Origin of the sequence: Caldimonas caldifontis (assembly GCF_002930615.1) — a bacterium.
GTDB classification, from domain to species: domain Bacteria; phylum Pseudomonadota; class Gammaproteobacteria; order Burkholderiales; family Burkholderiaceae_C; genus Caldimonas; species Caldimonas caldifontis.
The window spans coordinates 22614-38636 of sequence record NZ_PSNX01000013.1 but is presented as its reverse complement, the minus strand read 5'-3'; the positions used below and the strand labels follow the sequence as shown (position 1 = coordinate 38636).

Here is a 16023-nt window from a genome sequence, read left to right as displayed (position 1 = left end):
GACGCCATCCCAAGGCCCTCACGCTGTGCAATCCACCGCTGTCACCTCCTTGCCTGCCCTGCATGAGCTCAAGCTGGAGCAGGCACTGAGCTTGCTGCAGCATGCCGGCTACCCCTTGCCGTCCTTGTCGGATGCCCCTGTGCAGACGGTGCTGCAGGCGCTCATCGACGGCCTGTGCGACCTGTCCCTGCGCGACGCCCTGACCGGCCTGCCCAACCGCCGCCACTTCCGGGCGGTGGTCGAGCGCGAAATCGATCGTGTGGCCCGCACGGGAGAGTCGGCCCTGCTGCTGGTGATCGACATCGATCACTTCAAGCATGTCAACGACACTCACGGGCACGCCGCTGGCGACCTCGTGATCCAGACCATCGGCCAGCGCCTGGCCGAGTGCGTGCGTCCCATGGACACGGTGGCGCGTTTCGGTGGCGAGGAGTTCGCCATGGTGCTGCCCAACTGCCACCCGGCCTACGGCGAAGCCGTGGCCGAGCGCATCCGCCGCACCGTCGAGGGTCATGCCATCCGCCTGCCGTCGGGCCAGGAGATCCATGTGACGGTGAGTGTCGGGGGGGCCTTCGCCCCGCAGTGGGTGCGCTCCTCGGCTGCGCTGTGGACGGAGCGGGCCGACCTGCAGCTCTACTGCGCCAAAACCGAGGGCCGCAATCGCGTCTGCCTCGAACAATCGGTGGTCAGCAGCGTCAGCAGTGAAGAGAAGTGCATGCTCTTCGGCGTGACGACCTGGGACGACAGCCTTGAGTAAGCCCATGAACACCCCCACCACCACTTCGTCGCTTCCCCTGCCTGGCACACGGCGTGCCTGGGTGCTGGCTGTGACCAGCGGCAAGGGTGGCGTGGGCAAGACCTTTGTGTCTGCCAACACGGCGGCGGCCCTGGCGCGTCGCGGCCACCGCGTGCTCGTGCTCGATGCCGACCTGGGGCTGGCCAACCTCGACGTGGTGCTCAACCTGCACCCCAAGATCACCTTGCACGACGTCTTCACCGGCAAGGCCACGCTCGACGAGGCCGTGCTGAAGGCCCCGGGCGGGTTCTCGGTGCTCCTGGCCGGCTCGGGCCTGGTGGAGTACTCGCGCCTCACCCCCGAGGTGCGCGAGCAGCTCCAGCGCGTGGTGGCCACGCTCATTCCCCGCTACGACTACGTGCTGCTGGACACTGGCGCCGGCATCTCCGACGTGGTGCTCTATGCCATCTCGCTGGCCGACGACGTGCTGGTGGTGGCCACGCCCGAGCCCACCTCGCTCACCGATGCCTATGCCACCATCAAGGTGCTGGCCACGCAGCAGCGCCGGCGCCTGCTCCACCTGGCCGTCAACCAGGTGGCCAAGCTGGGCGACGGCAAGGTCGTGGCCCAGCAACTGCAGCAGGTGGTCGATCGTTTCGTGTCCACGCCCCAGGGGGAGGCCGTGAAGCTCTCGCTGGCGGGCGACATTCCCAGCGACCCCTCCGTGCGCGAGGCCCTGCAGCGGCGCCAGCTGCTGTTTGAAGCCCTGCCGGGCACGGCTGCGGCCCAGGCCATCGCACAACTGGCCACGCGCATCGAGGCGGCTGCTCCCGTTTCGGCCACGGCCTGAATGCCCTCGAGGGCGGGCGCCGCGCGGCGGCTTTCTACAATGGGTGCTTCCGTTCGACGACCGAAAGGATGCCCCATGAATCCCAAGGCCCTGGCACACAACCTCCAGCGCAACCGACTGAGCCGGCGCGACGCCCTGTGGCTGTTCGGCGCCAGCACCAGTGTGGTCATGGTGCCTTGGCTGCAAGGATGCGCCACGTCGCCGGTCACCGGCAAAACCATCGTGGTGGGGATGAGCGAGGAGCAGGAACGCCAGGTCGACGCCCAGATGTCGCCCCACCAGTTCTCGCAGGATCTCGGGCCCATCCAGGATGCCGGGGTCAATGACTACGTGGTCTCGGTGGGGCGCAGCCTGCAGCAGCACACCCACCGCCCGCAGATGCCATATTCCTACCGGGTGCTCAACGCCAATTACGTCAACGCCTACACCTTCCCGGCGGGGGCCATGGGCGTGACACGCGGCATCCTCACCGAGCTGGACGACGAAGCCGAGCTGGCCGCACTGCTGGGCCATGAGATGGGGCATGTGAACGCCCGCCATGCGGCTCAGCGCCAGGGCCAGGCCCTCATTGCGCAGTCGGTGGTGGTGGGGCTGAACGTGGCGGCCTCGAATTCGCAATGGGGCGCCCTCGTCGGTGTGGGCAGCCAGATCGGTGCCAGTGCCCTGCTGGCCAGCTACTCGCGCGACAACGAGCGCGAGGCCGACGCCCTGGGGCAGGAGTACATGGTGCGCGCCGGCTATCCGGCCAGCGGCATGACTGATCTGCACCAGATGCTGGTCGATCAGGAAAAGGCCCAGCCGAGCCTGCTGCAGACCATGTTTTCCTCACACCCCATGAGCGCCGAGCGCCGCGACACCGCGCGCCGCCTGGCCCAGGAGCGCTACGGTGCCTCCGCCTCACGCCCCGTGCAGCGCGAGCGCTACATGGACTCGATCGCCGGCGTGCGCCGCATCAAACCCACCATCGACGCCTGCAAGAACGGTGAGACCGCCATGGCGCGCAAGGCCTACGCCGACGCCAACACCCAGTTCACCCAGGCCCTGAAGCTCACCCCGCAGGACTATGCGGCCAACCTGCGCATGGCCCAGTGCCTGCAGGCCCAGGGTCGCACACGCGATGCGCAGCGCTACGCCGACGCTGCCAAGACCATCTACCCCCAGGAAGCCCAGGCGCGCAAGCTCGCGGGCGTGCTGGCCCTGGCCGATGGTGAACCCGCCCGTGCCCATGCCGACCTGCTGGCCTTTGACCGCATGCTGCCTGGCGACCCGGGCGTGACCTTCCTGCGCGGTGTCGCCCTGGAGGGTATGGGCGAGCGCGAAGCGGCCGCACGCCAGTACAACGCCTTCCTGCGCCTGGGCGCCCAGGGGCAGGCCGCCCAATACTCCGCCAGCCGCCTGAAGGCCTGGGGCTACACGAAGTGACGTTGCGATGACGAACACGGCCTCCACCGAAACGAACCCACCCGCCACCGCCTACGACTGGGTGGGCGGGGAGGGCGCCGTGCGCGCCCTGGTGGACCGCTTCTACGACCTGATGGACCTGGAGCCGGCCTACGCCGAACTGCGCGCGCTCCACCCCACCACGCTGGAGGGCTCGCGCGACAAGCTGTTCTGGTTCCTGTGCGGCTGGCTGGGCGGGCCGCAGCACTACATCGAGCGCTTCGGCCACCCGCGGCTGCGCGCGCGCCACCTGCCGTTTCCCATCGGCATCAAGGAGCGCGACCAGTGGCTGCAATGCATGGACCAGGCCATGCAGGAACTGCAGCTCGACCCGGTGCTGGTGGGCCGGCTGCGCGAGTCCTTCTTCAACACCGCCGACTGGATGCGCAACAAGGGCGGGTGATCAACCCGTGTTGCGCAGGCCGGCCGCCACGCCGTTGATCGAGATGTGGATGCCGCGCTGCACGCGCTCGTTCACCTCGCCCGATGCCTTCTGCTGCCGGTAGCGGCGCATCAGCTCCACCTGCAGGTGGTTGATGGGGTCGAGGTAGGGGAAGCGGTGCTCGATGGAGCGCGCCAGCGCCGGATTGGACGCCAGGCGCTGTTTCTCGCCGGTGATCAGCGCCAGTGCGTCCTGCGTGCGCTGCCATTCGGCCTCGATGGCCTTGAAGATGCGCCGGCCCAGGCGTTTGTCCTCCACCAGCTCCACGTAGCGTGAGGCCACGGCGAGGTCGGTCTTGGCCAGCACCATGTCCATGTTCGACAGCAGGGTGCGGAAGAAGGGCCACTGGCGGTGCATGCGCGTGAGCAGCGCCAGCCGCTCCTTGCGCTGTGCACCCTGGCCCAGGTAGGCCTCGATGGCCGAACCGAAGCCGTACCAGCCCGGCAGGGCCACGCGGCATTGCCCCCACGAGAAACCCCAGGGGATGGCGCGCAGGTCCTCGATGGCCCGTGTGGCCTTGCGCGAGGCGGGGCGCGAGCCGATGTTGAGCTCGGCGATCTCGCGGATGGGCGTGGCCGCGAAGAAATAGTCGGTGAAGCCCGGCGTCTCATAGACCAGCTTGCGGTAGGCCTTCATGCTGGCCTCCGACAGGGCCTGTGCGGCTTCCAGGAAGGTCTTGGGCGCACTCTTGGTGGGGTGCAGCAGCGTGGCTTCCAGCGTGGCGGCCACCAGGGTCTCGAGGTTGCGCCGGCCGATCTCGGGGTTGGCGTACTTCGAGGCAATCACCTCGCCCTGTTCGGTCAGGCGGATCTGTCCGTTCACCGTGCCCGGAGGCTGGGCCAGGATGGCCTGGTAGCTCGGGCCGCCGCCGCGGCCCACGGTGCCGCCGCGGCCGTGGAAGAGCCGCAGCGTGATGCCATGTTCGGCCTTGAGCCGGTTGAAGTGCTCCACCAGCTCGATCTCGGCACGGTAGAGCTCCCAGTTGCTGGTGAAGAAGCCGCCGTCCTTGTTGCTGTCGCTGTAGCCCAGCATGATGTCCTGCTCGCCACCCGAGTGCTTCACCAGGTCGAGCACGCCCGGCAGGGCGTAGAAGGTGCGCATGATGGGCGCGGCCTGGCGCAGGTCGCCGATGGTCTCGAACAGCGGCACCACGATCAGGTCGGCCACGGCGTCCTCGCCCAGCGTGCCGCGCATCAGCCCCACCTCCTTCTGCAGCAGCAGCACCTCCAGCAGGTCGCTCACCGTTTCGGTGTGGCTGATGATGTAGTGGCGGATCGCCTCGCGGCCGAAGCGTTCGCGCATCACGCGCGCCGTCTCGAAGATCGCCAGCTCCGATTCGGTGTGCTCGCTGTAGTGCGCCCCGCGCACGCGCAGGGGCCGCGGGTCGCGCAGCTGCTGGACCAGCAGCTCGATCTTGTGGATCTCGTGCAGGTGGGCATAGCCCGACTCCACACGTGCCACCGCCAGCAGCTCGCCCACGACTGCTTCGTGCTTGTCAGAACTCTGCCGCAGGTCCACGGTGGCCAGGTGGAAGCCGAAGACCTGCACGGCCCGGATGAGCGGGCGCAACCGCACCTCGGCCAGGGCGCTGCCATGGTGATGGGCCAGGGACTCCTCGATCACGCGCAGGTCGGCCAGGAACTCGGCGGCGCTGTCGTAGGGCGTCGAAGGGGCCACCGCGTGGCGCAGGGCCTCGGTGCCGGTGAGCTGCTGCAGCGTGCCGGCCAGGCGGGCGTACATACCGATCAGCGCGCGGCGGTAGGGTTCGTCGCGACGGTGCTCGTTGGTGTCGGGCGAACGCTCGGCCAGGGCGGCCAGGGCCGGGGCCACGTCCACCAGCATGGCCGACATCGACAACTCGGCGCCCAGCTCGTGCACCTCGGTGAGGTAGTAGCGCAGGGCGGTCTCGGCCTGCTGGCGCAGCGCGTACGCGAGCGTGTCGGCTGTGACGTTCGGGTTGCCATCACGGTCGCCGCCGATCCAGTTGCCCATGCGGAAGAAGGGCGCCACCTCGTGGCCGGGCAGGGCACGCTCCAGGCTGCGGTACATGCGCGGGATCTGGCGCAGGAAGGTGGCGTGGTAGTAGCTGAGCGCGTTCTCGATCTCGTTGGCCACCGTGAGCTTGGTGTAGCGCAGCATGCGCGTCTGCCACAGTTGCGTCACGCGCGCGCGGATCTGGGCTTCGTTGTCGTCCAGCTCGCGTTGGGTATGGAGCTCGTCGCGCTGGTGGATCAACTCTGCAATGGCGCGTTCAGCGTCCAGAATGGACTTGCGCTGCACCTCGGTGGGGTGGGCGGTGAGCACCGGCGAGATGTAGGCCTGCGCCAGGGTGCGGGCGACGTCGTCTGCGCGGACGCCGCCTTCGGCCAGGCGTTCGAAGCAGAAGGCGAGCGAGCCTTCCTGAACGTGGCCTTGGCGTTCGTGGTGATCGCGCCGGCGCACGTGGTGACGGTCTTCGGCGATGTTGGCCAGGTGCGAGAAATAGCTGAAGGCGCGGATCACCGACACGGTCTGGTCGCTGCTGAGGTTCTTCAGCAGACGGTCCAGCGAGCGGCCGGCCTGGGCATCGCGCTTGAGGCGGTAGGCCACCGACAGCTGGCGTATGCGCTCGATCAGCTCGAAGGCCTCGCGCCCCTCCTGCTCGCGGATCACGTCACCCAGGATGCGGCCCAGCAGCCGGATGTCTTCCACCAGGGGGCGGTTCTTTTCAGCGGCATCCGCCTGGATGTTCGACCTCGAACGGGGGCGGGCGGGGGAGGCGGGGCGCGGCATGGTTACCTCGGTGCGTCTCAGGGTGGTAACAAAATTACAAAGGCCGCATGGTAGCACCGCGCAAAGCGCTGCGCGGCCCTCGCACGACCGTTCACCTCCCCTGCTCGGGTAGCATGCCGGCATGAGTGCTTCCCTCTCCTCCCCGAACTCGGCGACGACCGACTGGATCATCGCCACGCGCGAAAGCCGCCTGGCGCTGTGGCAGGCCCGTCACGTGCAGGCCTTGCTGCAGCAGCGTTTCGGCCGCACGGTCGACCTGCTGGGCATGACCACGCGCGGCGACCAGATCCTCGACCGCACCTTGTCGAAGGTGGGGGGCAAGGGCCTGTTCGTGAAGGAACTCGAGGTCGCGCTCGAGGAGGGCCGTGCCCACCTGGCCGTGCATTCGCTCAAGGACGTGCCGATGGAGTTGCCCGAAGGCTTCGTGCTCGCGGCCGTGCTGGAGCGCGAAGACCCGCGGGACGCCTTCGTTTCGCCGCGCTACGCCCACCTCGCGGAGCTGCCGGCCGGTGCCGTGGTGGGCACCTCCAGCCTGCGCCGCCTGGTGCAGCTGCGTGCGGCACGCCCCGACTTGCGCATCGAGCCGCTGCGCGGCAACCTCGACACGCGGCTGCGCAAGCTCGACGACGGTCACTACGACGCCATCGTGCTGGCGACGGCCGGGCTGAAGCGCCTGGGCCTGGCCGAGCGCATCCGCAGCGTCTTCGAGCCTTCGGAGATGCTTCCGGCGGCAGGGCAGGGAGCCCTGGGGCTGGAGATCCGTGAGGACCATGCCGAGCTGCGCGCCGCGTTGCAGGCCCTGGTTCATCGACCCACCTGGCTGGCGGTGCATGCCGAGCGGGCCGTCTCGCGTGCGCTGGGGGGCAGCTGCAGCGTGCCGCTGGCAGCCCATGGGGTCTGGCAGGGCCCGACGCTGGTGCTTCAGGCCGCAATCGGTGACCCCTCCGCGCAGACGGTGCAGCTTCTGCAGGTGCGTTGTGAGGCGAACGTGGACAACACGCAGGCCGCACAGGCCCTGGGCTTCGAGGCGGCTGAACAGCTGCGCGCCCAGGGTGCACAGGACATCCTGGCCCGCCTTGCGGCGGACACCTGAGGATGCCGGCACCTCCGCCGACCCTGCTCGTGACCCGCCCGCAGGCGCAGGCCCTGCAGTGGGTGGAGCAACTGCGCGTGCGGGGGGTGCCTGCGCAGGCGCTGCCCTTGATCGCGATCGATCCCCCGGAGGACGCCGTGGCCGTGCAGGCCGCTTGGGCCCGGCTGGCGCAGTGCCAGATGCTGGTCTTCGTCAGCCCCAGCGCCGTGGAGCAGTTCTTTGCCCAGGCACCCGCTGGCAAGGCCTGGCCGCAGGGGCTTCGGGTGGCCACGCCCGGGCCTGGGACCGATGGAGCGCTTGCCAGGGCGGGTGTCCCAGAGGCCCTGCGCAGCCGCCCCGCTGACGATGCCGAGCAGCTCGACTCCGAATCGCTGTGGGAGGTGCTTCGGCACGAGCCCTGGAACGGGCGACAGGTGCTGATCGTGCGAGGCGAGGGTGGGCGCCCCTGGCTGGCGCAGCAGTTCCAGGCGGCGGGTGCGACCGTGGACTTCCTGTGTGCCTACCGTCGACGTGTACCGACGCTGGAGGAGGCTGGGCGCGAGCTGCTGAGCCGCTCGCTGAGCGATCCTGGGCGCTGTGTCTGGCTGTTCAGCAGCTCTCAGGCCATCGAGCATCTGGTGGTATTGGCGCAGCAGCAAGGACTGCATCCGCCATGGGCTCGTCACCGGGCCGTGGTCACCCATCCCCGCATCGGCGAGCGCGCTGTCGCGCTGGGCCTGGGGCATGTCGAAGCCTCTCATCCGGCACCCGACGCCGTGGCCGAAGCCTGGGCTCGCCTGCAGAGCGATGCGGGGGGCTCGATACAATGAAAGACACTGTGAGCGACACACCTTCCACTCCCGCACCGGCTTCGTCCCCGCCCGCCGTGCCCGAGCGCGCACCTCCCCCTGTGTCCGCAACGCCCTCGCGATCCCTGTGGTGGGTTGCGGTGGTGGGCCTGCTTCTCCTGGCCGTGGTGGCCTTGGTGATGGCGTACCAGACCCAGCAACAGCTTCGCGATCTCGAACGAGAACTCGTTGCGCGCCAGCAGACCAGCCAGGACCTCGCCACCGAAGCCCGCACCCTCGCCCGGCAGGCCCAGGACGTGGTGCGCGAGTCGGCCGCCAAGACGGCCGTGCTCGAGACCCGTCTGGCGGAAGTGGCCCTCCAGCGTGATCAGCTCGACGACGTGCTGCAGGCGCTGTCGCGCTCTCGCGAGGAAAACATGCTCATCGAGATCGAAGCTGGCATTCGTGTGGCCTTGCAGCAGGCCGGTCTCACTGGCAGTGCCGAGCCCCTGGTGAGTGTGCTCAGGTCGGCCGACGAACGTCTCCAGCGTCTCAACCAGCCTCGCCTGGAGCGGGTGCGGCGAGCCATTGCGCAGGACATCGAGCGCGTGCGGGCCGTGGCCATTGCGGACGTTCCGCTGCTGGTGGCCCGTCTCGACGAGGCGGCTCGCCTGGCCGATGAGTTGCCGCTGCTGTCCAGCCCGGGCATGGCGGTGGCCGAGCGCGCCGCGGCGGACGCCCCCGAGGCGGCGGCGTCTGCACAGGACTGGCCGCAGCGCAGCCGGGACCTGGTGGCCCACGTGTGGCAGGAACTGCGTTCGCTGGTGCGTGTGACCCGCATCGACCGGCCCGAGGCGATGCTGATCGCGCCGGAGCAGACCTTCTTCCTGCGCGAGAACCTGAAGCTGCGCCTGCTCAACGCGCGCCTGGCGTTGCTGAGCCGGCAGTTCGACACCGTCCAGGCCGATGTGCGCCAGGCCCAGCAGGCGCTCGAACGCTACTTCGACCCGCGTTCGCGCCGTGTGATGCAGGTGGCCGATACGCTGCGTCAGGTGCAGGCCCAGGCCCGCGCCAGCCAGCTGCCCAGGCCCGACGAGACGCTGTCGGCCCTGCAGGCCGTGGCCGCAGGACGCTGAGGGGGCGCCGTCGATGCGCAACGTCGTCTGGTTCATCCTGCTGTTCGCCTTTGCGGTACTGGCTGCGGCCGTGCTGGGCCGCAACGATGCCGTCGTGACGCTCTACTGGGCGCCGTGGCGCATGGATCTTTCCTTCAACTTCTTCATCCTGGCCCTGTTGCTGCTGTGCGTGGGTCTGTACGTGACGCTGCAGACGCTGTACACGCTCATCGGACTGCCGCGTCGGGCACGTGAATGGCGTATCGCGCGGCGTGATCACCACGCGCAGCAAGCCCTGCGGGAGGCGCTGGCGCTGTACTTCGGCGCACGCTACAGCCGGGCGCACAAGGCCGCCCAGCGAGCGCTCACCATCCAGAACGTCACGCCCGAGTTGCAGGCCGACCCGGAGTTCACCACCCTGGCCCGTCTGCTGGCCGCTGGCAGCATGCACCGCCTCCAGGATCGGGCCCGACGCGATGAACTGCTGCGAGACGCTCTGGCGGCTTCACCCGCGGGCTCGAATGCGCGGGCCGCCGACGAGGGTGTGCGTCTGATGGCCGCCGAATGGGCGCTGGAGGACCGCGATGCCGACCGCGCACTGGAGCTGATTGCCGAGCTGCCCCCGGGCCTGGCGCGCCGCACCCAGGCGCTGCGCCTGAAGCTCCAGGCAGCGCGCCTGGCCCGGCAGCCGCTGGACGCCCTGCGCACGGCTCGCCTGCTGGCCAAGCACCAGGGCTTCTCTCAGGTGGCCGCCCAGGGACTGCTGCGTTCGCTGGCCATGGAAGCCCTCGACACGGCTCGAGATGCCGATCAGTTGCAGCGGGTCTGGGAGCAACTCGATGCGGCGGATCGCCGAGACGCCTTCATCGCTGCACGTGCTGCAACGGCCATGGCGCGCCAGGGGCGCCCGGCCGACGCACGCGCCATGCTCCAGCCCTTCTGGGATACGCCGCAGGGCCGCAGCGCCGAGGAGTGGGAAGTCCTGTCAGAGGCTTTTGTCCAGGCGCTCGAGGGCCTGGGCACGGACTGGTTGCCTCGCCTGGAATCGGCCTCGCATGCGCATCCGACCCGGCCTGAACTGAGCTATGCGCTGGGCCGTGCATTGGCCGAGCTGCAGCTGTGGGGCAAGGCCCGGCAGCAGCTCGAACGCTGTGCCGACGACCCCGTGCTGCCGCCCCGTCTGCGCCGCAGCGCCTGGCGCCAACTGGCCGAAATGGCCGAGCAGGATGGGGAGGCCGAACGTGCGCACACATGCTTTCGCCGCGCGGCGCGCATCGAGTGATGACAAACTCAAAAATCATGTTATAGTTTCGGTCTTCGCGGCTGTAGCTCAGTTGGATAGAGTACTTGGCTACGAACCAAGGGGTCGTGGGTTCGAATCCTGCCAGCCGCGCCAGAACATTGGTTCTAGAACGACGGGTCAGTTCCTCAGGGACTGGCCCGTTTTTCTTTGTCCGGCAGTCTGAACCCAACGGGTCGAATCATGGAACGTGTCGATGCCATCGTGATCGGGGCTGGGGTGGTGGGTCTGGCCGTGGGCCGGGCGCTGGCCCTGCGGGGCCTGGAGACCATCGTGCTGGAGCGTGAGTCCAGCATCGGCACGGGCACGAGCTCACGCAACAGCGAAGTCATCCATGCCGGCATCTACTACCCCACGGGCTCGCTCAAGGCACAGCTGTGCGTGCGAGGCAAGGAGCTGCTCTACTCCTACTGCGCCGACAAGGGCATCCCTCACCGCCGCTGCGGCAAGCTGATCGTGGCGGCCTCGGTCGAGCAGGTGCCGGTGCTGGAGCAGTTGCAGGCCACCGGGCGGGCCAACGGCGTGCAGGGGCTGCATCTGCTCACAGGAGCGCAGGCCCGTGCGCTGGAGCCGTCATTGGCCTGCGAGGCCGCGTTGCACAGCGAGAGCACCGGTATCCTGGACAGCCATGCCTACATGCTGGCGCTGCAGGGCGATCTCGAAGCCGCCGGCGGTGTGCTGGCCTATGGCGCGGATGTGGCGGGTGGGCGCTGCGGGGCGAGTGGCATCGTGCTCGATGTGCAGGGAGACAGCCCCATGGAGATCGAGGCCGGGCTTGTCGTGAACTGTGCGGGTCTGCACGCCCAGGAGATCGCGCATCGCCTCGAGGGCCTGCCGGCCGATCAGATCCCGCCGCTGCACCGCGCCAAGGGCAACTACTACAGCCTGAGCGGCCGCTCGCCGTTCTCTCGCCTCATCTACCCCGTGCCGGAGCCCGGGGGCCTGGGGGTGCATCTCACCCTCGACCTGGGAGGCCAGGCACGCTTCGGGCCTGACGTCGAGTGGGTGCAGGCCCTGGACTACCGAGTGGATCCCGCACGAGCGGATACCTTCTATGCGTCCATCCGCCGCTACTGGCCGGGCCTCCCGGATGGCGCGCTGCAGCCTGCCTATGCCGGCATCCGGCCCAAGCTGAGCGGTCCGGGCGAGCCGGCTGCGGACTTCGTGATCCAGACACCGGCCGAGCACGGTGTGCGCGGCCTGGTGAACCTCTTCGGCATCGAGTCGCCCGGCCTGACGGCGGCGCTCGCCATCGGCGAGCAGGTGGCGGCCGGGGTCTAGCCCGTGTAGCCCGCCAGGCGCGGCAGGAAGAGCACGAAGTCGGGCCACAGCGTCACCAGCGCCAGTGCGCCGATCATCACACCCAGGAAGGGCATCACCTGGCGCACCAGCTCGCCCAGCGAGACCTCGGCAATCTTGCTCATCATGAAGAGCAGCAGGCCATAGGGCGGGGTGACCAGGCCGATCATGATGTTGAGCACGGCCACCACACCGAAGTGCACCGGGTCGACGCCCAGGGCGGTGGCGGTGGGCAGCAGCACCGGCAGGATCACGAGGATGATGGTGGAGCCTTCCAGGAAGGCGCCCAGCACGAGCAGCAGCACGTTCACCAGCAGCAGGAAGACCAGCGGCGAGAGCTCCATCCCCTTCAACACGGCGCTGATGGTGGCCGGGATGTTTTCCGAGGTGATGACGTAGTTGAACACCATGGCGCCCGCAATCAGCATGCCGATGGAGATGCTCACACGCGCACTGGTGACGAGCGAGGCATAGAGGTCATGCCAGCCCACGCTGCGATAGAGCACGGCCGACACCAGCAGCGCATAGGCTGCTGCCAGGCCGGCGGCCTCGGTGGGGGTGGTGATGCCGCTGTAGAGGCAGCCCAGCAGGATGACGGGCAGCATCAGCGCGGGCAGCGCCTCGCGTGTGATGCGCGGCAGTTCGCGTGCGGGCACAGGGGCTTCGACAGGGAAGTTCAGCCGCCTCGACTGGACGTAGATCAGCCCCATCTGCACCGCGCCCATCAGCAGGCCCGGCAGCACGCCGGCGATGAAGAGGTAACCGATCGACGAGCCGGACACCAGGGCATAGAGCACCAACGGGATCGAGGGCGGCAGGATGGGCCCGATGACGGCGGACACGGCCGTGAGCGCAGCGGCGAAGCTCTTCGTGTACTTGCCGTCGCGCGTCATCATCTCCTGCATCAGCTTGCCCGAGCCCGCCGCATCGGCGAGGGCCGAGCCCGACATGCTGGCGAACACGATGCTCTGCAGCACGTTCACCTGGGCCAGGCCCCCGGGAAAGCGCCCCACGATGGCATTGCAAAAGCGCAGCAGCCGGTCGAGCACGCTGCCGGTGCTCATGATGGTGGCCGCCAGGATGAACAGCGGAATGGCCAGCAGCAGGAAGCTGTTGTAGGTGCCGTTGAGCAGCTGCTCGGCGGCCAGGCCCATGTCCATGCCCTTGAGGTAGAGGTAGAGCACCGAACCGGCAATCATGGCGTGCCCGACAGGCACGCCCAGCAGGCTCAGCCCGAGGATGGCAGCCAGGGCCAGGGTGAAGGGATGGGTGAGGCTCACGATGGCAGACGGGGTGGGGGCGAGCGGAACTCACGCAGCAGCCGGGCCAGACGCCAGAGCTGGCGCGCGATCACGGCCACCGAGAAGACGAGGTAGATGGAATAGAGCACGTCGATGCGGATCTTCAGGTAGGAGCTCTTCTCCACCTTCATGAAGCTCACGTAGTCGTAGGCGGCGGGCAGAGACAGGGCGAACAGCACGATGAGACACACCGCACCCATGGCTTCCAGCACCACCCGCGCACGCGTGCCGAAGCTGGCCAGCACGAAGTCGAGGCGGATCTCCTCGCTGTCGCGCAGCACAAAGGACGCGCCCCACAGCACCAGCCACAGCCAGGCCATCAGCGACAGCTCGGCCGTCCAGCCAACCGGCCAGTTGAAGACGTAGCGCAGGACGATCTGCAGGATGAAGGCCACGAAGATCACCGCCAGCAAGGCGGCGGCGATCCCCTCGGCCAGGCGTCGCAGGACAGAGAACATCGTCACTTCATCGCGTTGATCTTGTCGAGCATACCGGCCGGCCAGTTCTTCGCGTCGTCGGAGGCCAGGTAGATCTTCTGCGCGTGGGTGCGGAAGGCGTCGATGTTGGGCACGTACACCTCCAGCCCTTGACGCCGGAAGTTCTCGGCCAGTGCGGCTTCGCGCTTGACATGCTCGGCAGTGCTCCACGCGATGGCCTTGTCAGCGGCGGCCTGGAAGGCCTGCTGCTTGGCCGGGCTCATGCTCTGCCAGGTCTTCATGTTCACCGTCAGCAGGTCGAAGGCCACGAGGTGGGAGGTGAGCACGATCTGTGACATGACCTCGTAGAACTTCATGTTCTCGACGTTGGGCAACGGGTTGTCCTGGCCGTCGACGGCCCCAGTCTGCAGGCCGGTGTAGTGGCGCCCAGCGAGCGGCCCAGCAATTGCCAGGTGTCGCCCGGCGGCATGCGCAGCTTGATGCCGGCCATGTCGGCGGGTGTGTTGATGCGCTTCTTCGGCTTGAGGCCCACATGACGGGTGCCGAAAAAGGTGGGCCCCAGGATCTTCACCTTGAGCTGGTCTTCCACCATCTTCTTCATCTGGGCGCCCAGGTCGCTGGCGAAGAAGGCGTTGAGATGGTTGGCATCGCGGAAGAGATAGGCCGAGGTCAGCAGCGACCAGGCCGGCACCTGGCGGGAGATGTCTTGCGGCGAGATGTTGCCCATTTCGAGGTTGTCGCGCTGCAGCGCCACCAGCTCGGTGCCCTGGCGAAAGAGCGTGGAGTTGAGGTGCATCTCCACCTTGAAATCGGCTTCGATGTCCTTGGCGAACATGCGCATCATGTCGGCGCGGATGTCCTTGTCCGAGAACACCGCAGCGAAGCGCAGCGTGGGCTGGGCCTGGGCCCAGGCGGGCACCATCGCGGCTGCGGCGATCGAGGCGCCGGCGCGCAGCACGGTACGGCGATTGAAGGGGTGTTTCATGGTGCTTGTCTCCTTGGTGGGCGGGTGAAAGTCTAGGAAGCCTGGGCAGGGGAGCCAGCCTCGGCGGCCTGCCGGGCCACGGCACGGATCGCCATCTCGTAGCCTTGCGGGCCGAAGCCGCAGATCACACCGGTGGCGGCGAGTGAAATGAGCGAATGCTGGTAGATCGGGTCGCGCCGGTGGATGTTGGTGATGTGCACCTCGGCGATGGGGCCGTCGAAGGTCTTCAGCGCATCGAGCAGGGGGATGGAGCGGAAGGACAGCCCGGCCGGATTGATGACGATGGCGGCTGCCTTCTCGCGCGCCTCATGCACCCAGTCCACCAGCACGCCCTCGTGGTTGGACTGGCGGAACTCGCAGGCCCAGCCCAGTTCGGTGGCCACGCGTTGGCACAGGGCCTGCACCTGCGGCAGGGTGGTGTGGCCGTACAGATGCGGCTCGCGCACGCCCAGCAAGTTGAGGTTGGGTCCGTTGAGGACGTAGACGGTGTCGTTCATGTCGGGGTGGCGTGCAATGGTCGGGGGAGGCTGTCCACCCGCGGGCCTGGAATGACCCCGATTTTTCGCCCCTGCCAGGAAAGTCTTTCCTGTTTGGAAAATTGTTTTGTCATGCGGAATAATCCTTGCCCATGACCCTTGCCCTGGATCGCGGCCTGGCGCTGCTCGAACACCTGGCCGCCCACCCCGGCGGCCTGCCGCTGGCGTCGATGGCGGCCGAACTCGACATCCCGCTGAGCGCCTGCCACCGGCTGCTGGCCGAGCTGCAGCGTCGCGGCTACGTGCGCCAGGCCCGCAAGCAGGGCGACTACGTGCTCACCACCAAGGTGGTGTCGCTGGGCCTGGGCTATCTCAGCAACGCCGGCATCGTCGACATCGCCGAGCCGCTGCTGGAGCGGCTGGCGCAGAAGTCGGGCGAACTGGTGCGCCTGTCCATCGTCGATGGCGACCGCCTCACTTGGATCGCCAAGGCCCAGGGCATGCGCCAGGGCCTGCGCTACGACCCCGACATGGGCATGGACGCCCGTCTGTCGTGCACGGCCTCGGGTCATGCCTGGTTGCTCACGCTGAGCGACGAGCGCGCGCTGGCGCTGGTCACGCAACAAGGCTTCGGCGCACCGGCCGACTACGGCCCCAGGGCGCCCACCACGGTGAAGGCCTTGCTGGGCCACCTGCACGCCGCGCGAGTGCGCGGTTACGCGATGATCGACGAGGTGTTCGCCCCGGGCATGAGCGCGATGGCCGCGCCGGTGCTGCGCCGCAAGGAAGCCGTGGGCGTCATCAGCATTGCGGGGCCGCGTATCCGCCTCACACCCGAGCGCATGCATGCGTTGGCCCCGGACCTGCTGGCCGCCGCGGCGGAGCTGGGGCCTATCAGCAGCACGTCCAGCCTCTTCGGCCGGCCACCCCTGGGCAAGGGCTGAACACGCTGCAGCCGGCGGCGTCTGCCCAGGGATAATCCGCCGAACCCCACCCAGCCCCTGTGCCCG

The 16023-nt window shown here is 68.4% G+C and carries 14 protein-coding genes, 1 tRNA gene and 1 pseudogene; 11 read left to right on the top strand and 5 right to left on the bottom strand.

Annotation, left to right across the window (positions count from 1 at the left end; translation table 11 throughout):
- Positions 1-25 precede the first annotated feature (25 nt).
- The 4 genes from C1704_RS13890 to C1704_RS13875 all read left to right on the top strand — a co-directional run bounded on the left by C1704_RS13890 (position 26) and on the right by C1704_RS13875 (position 3429).
- Positions 26-757 carry a GGDEF domain-containing protein gene (locus tag C1704_RS13890; protein ID WP_245876494.1) on the top strand — a complete coding sequence of 244 codons (732 nt, stop codon included), beginning with the start codon at positions 26-28 and terminating at the stop codon, positions 755-757.
- A 4-nt stretch (positions 758-761) separates the two neighbouring features.
- A complete protein-coding gene (locus C1704_RS13885) occupies positions 762-1586 on the top strand; it encodes a MinD/ParA family protein (protein WP_104303339.1) in 825 nt (274 codons plus the stop codon).
- 75 nt (positions 1587-1661) lie between these two features.
- Positions 1662-3008, top strand: coding sequence for a M48 family metalloprotease (locus C1704_RS13880; RefSeq protein ID WP_104303338.1), 1347 nt, complete (start codon positions 1662-1664; stop codon positions 3006-3008).
- Positions 3009-3015: 7 nt separating this feature from the next.
- Positions 3016-3429, top strand: coding sequence for a group II truncated hemoglobin (locus C1704_RS13875; RefSeq protein WP_104303337.1), 414 nt, complete (start codon positions 3016-3018; stop codon positions 3427-3429).
- On the opposite strand, the gene ppc is transcribed toward C1704_RS13875, so the two are convergent.
- Entirely contained in the window at positions 3430-6240 is a 2811-nt protein-coding gene (ppc, locus tag C1704_RS13870; RefSeq protein WP_104303336.1) for a phosphoenolpyruvate carboxylase, read from the bottom strand.
- Positions 6241-6361: 121 nt separating this feature from the next.
- Between ppc and hemC the strand changes: the two genes are divergently transcribed.
- The 6 genes from hemC (at position 6362) to C1704_RS13840 (ending at position 11796) form a co-directional block, all read left to right on the top strand.
- Positions 6362-7333, top strand: a complete 972-nt coding sequence (gene hemC, locus C1704_RS13865; RefSeq protein ID WP_104303335.1) for a hydroxymethylbilane synthase — start codon at positions 6362-6364, stop codon at positions 7331-7333.
- A 2-nt stretch (positions 7334-7335) separates the two neighbouring features.
- Positions 7336-8142 (top strand): uroporphyrinogen-III synthase, encoded by an 807-nt coding sequence (locus C1704_RS13860; protein ID WP_104303334.1) that lies wholly within the window; start codon positions 7336-7338, stop codon positions 8140-8142.
- Positions 8143-8264: 122 nt separating this feature from the next.
- A complete protein-coding gene (locus tag C1704_RS13855; protein ID WP_336469944.1) occupies positions 8265-9236 on the top strand; it encodes a uroporphyrinogen-III C-methyltransferase in 972 nt (323 codons plus the stop codon).
- 13 nt (positions 9237-9249) lie between these two features.
- The gene (locus C1704_RS13850) at positions 9250-10497 is read left to right on the top strand and encodes a heme biosynthesis HemY N-terminal domain-containing protein (RefSeq protein WP_104303332.1); all 1248 of its coding nucleotides are present in this window, start codon (positions 9250-9252) and stop codon (positions 10495-10497) included.
- Between the two features lie 37 nt (positions 10498-10534).
- A tRNA-Arg gene (locus C1704_RS13845) sits at positions 10535-10611 on the top strand.
- 87 nt (positions 10612-10698) lie between these two features.
- The gene (locus C1704_RS13840) at positions 10699-11796 is read left to right on the top strand and encodes an NAD(P)/FAD-dependent oxidoreductase (protein ID WP_104303331.1); all 1098 of its coding nucleotides are present in this window, start codon (positions 10699-10701) and stop codon (positions 11794-11796) included.
- On the opposite strand, the gene C1704_RS13835 is transcribed toward C1704_RS13840, so the two are convergent.
- From C1704_RS13835 to C1704_RS13820, 4 genes and pseudogenes are all read right to left on the bottom strand, one after another.
- The gene (locus tag C1704_RS13835) at positions 11793-13094 is read right to left on the bottom strand and encodes a TRAP transporter large permease (protein WP_104303330.1); all 1302 of its coding nucleotides are present in this window, start codon (positions 13092-13094) and stop codon (positions 11793-11795) included. The two genes, C1704_RS13840 and C1704_RS13835, sit on opposite strands and share 4 nt — an antisense overlap.
- On the bottom strand, positions 13091-13573 hold the full coding sequence (locus C1704_RS13830; protein WP_104303329.1) for a TRAP transporter small permease: 483 nt from the start codon (positions 13571-13573) through the stop codon (positions 13091-13093). Before C1704_RS13830 ends, C1704_RS13835 begins: the two co-directional genes overlap by 4 nt.
- A 2-nt stretch (positions 13574-13575) precedes the next feature.
- Positions 13576-14387: pseudogene (gene dctP / locus C1704_RS13825) on the bottom strand (TRAP transporter substrate-binding protein DctP).
- A 182-nt stretch (positions 14388-14569) separates the two neighbouring features.
- Positions 14570-15034 carry a type II 3-dehydroquinate dehydratase gene (locus C1704_RS13820; RefSeq protein ID WP_104303328.1) on the bottom strand — a complete coding sequence of 155 codons (465 nt, stop codon included), beginning with the start codon at positions 15032-15034 and terminating at the stop codon, positions 14570-14572.
- Between the two features lie 131 nt (positions 15035-15165).
- Here C1704_RS13820 and C1704_RS13815 point away from each other — a divergent pair, with 131 nt between their 5' ends.
- A complete protein-coding gene (locus C1704_RS13815; protein WP_104303327.1) occupies positions 15166-15957 on the top strand; it encodes an IclR family transcriptional regulator in 792 nt (263 codons plus the stop codon).
- Positions 15958-16023 lie beyond the last annotated feature (66 nt).